The sequence below is a fragment of the Streptomyces sp. sk2.1 genome (genome assembly GCF_008120935.1).
In the GTDB taxonomy this organism is placed as follows: Bacteria; Actinomycetota; Actinomycetes; order Streptomycetales; family Streptomycetaceae; genus Streptomyces.
In genome coordinates this window covers 1-833 of sequence record NZ_RDBO01000156.1, presented here as the reverse complement: position 1 = coordinate 833, position 833 = coordinate 1, and the positions used below count along the sequence as shown (strand labels likewise).

Here is an 833-nt window from a genome sequence, read left to right as displayed (position 1 = left end):
GGTCGAGGCGTACGTCGCCACGGACGTCAGGGGCGCGTGCACGGTCACGCTCTCCATGGGCGCGGCGCGCAGCTTCAGGAGGTAGGGGCGGCCGTCGGTGGCGATGCTCGCCGACCACGTCCGGCCGTCCGCCCCGCCGGTGACGGCCAGGGCGGGTGTACCGGAGGCGGGTCCGTCGGGGGAGGCGGGTGCCGTTGTCCTTCCCTTGCGGGCCGTTCCGCTCGTCGGTGCGAGGAGGCCGAGGAACGTCTCCCGGTCGCAGTAGCGCTCGGCCGTTTTCGCCTGCCGGTCGCCGGCGGCGGGCTCCACCCAGCGGCCGGTGAGCCTCTCGACCTCGGCGTCCCCGCGCGGGCCCCGTGCGGTGGAGGCCGCCCGCAGCATCGCGGCGTCGGAGCGGGTGCGGACCGTGCCGCCCGTCCGGACCAGTTCCAGGGTGCCCGCCGCGCCCATGGAGAGCGTGACCGTGCACGCGCCCCTGACGTCCGTGGCGACGTACGCCTCGACCGGTCCGTCGGGCGTCGCCGTCCGCACCGTCATGCGCACCGCCTTGGCGGCCCGGGTCGCCGCGAGGGCCTTGTTGGTGACCTCGGGGCCGGTCAGCCGCGCGTAGGGGGCGGCGGCGTCGGGCGCGTCGTCCGGAAGCAGGTCGCAGGCCGTCGCGAGGACGAGGGCGGTCGCGGCGCTCAGGGCGGCCGCCGAGACGCGGGCGGGAAGGCGCATGGTGCATCGGCTCCGGTCGGGGGCATCAGCAGCACGGCGGTGCCGCCCTCGCGCAGATGGGCCAGGGCGTGCTGGACCCAGGCGAGCTCGGACTCGGTACGGGCCGGGAAGCC

Annotated in this window: 1 protein-coding gene; it reads right to left on the bottom strand. The window is 77.0% G+C overall.

From position 1 onward, the window contains the following. Positions 1–720, bottom strand: a 720-nt coding sequence (locus tag EAO76_RS41750) for a hypothetical protein (RefSeq protein ID WP_148841454.1), incomplete at its 3' end; no start/stop codon positions are given. Positions 721–833: the final 113 nt, after the last annotated feature.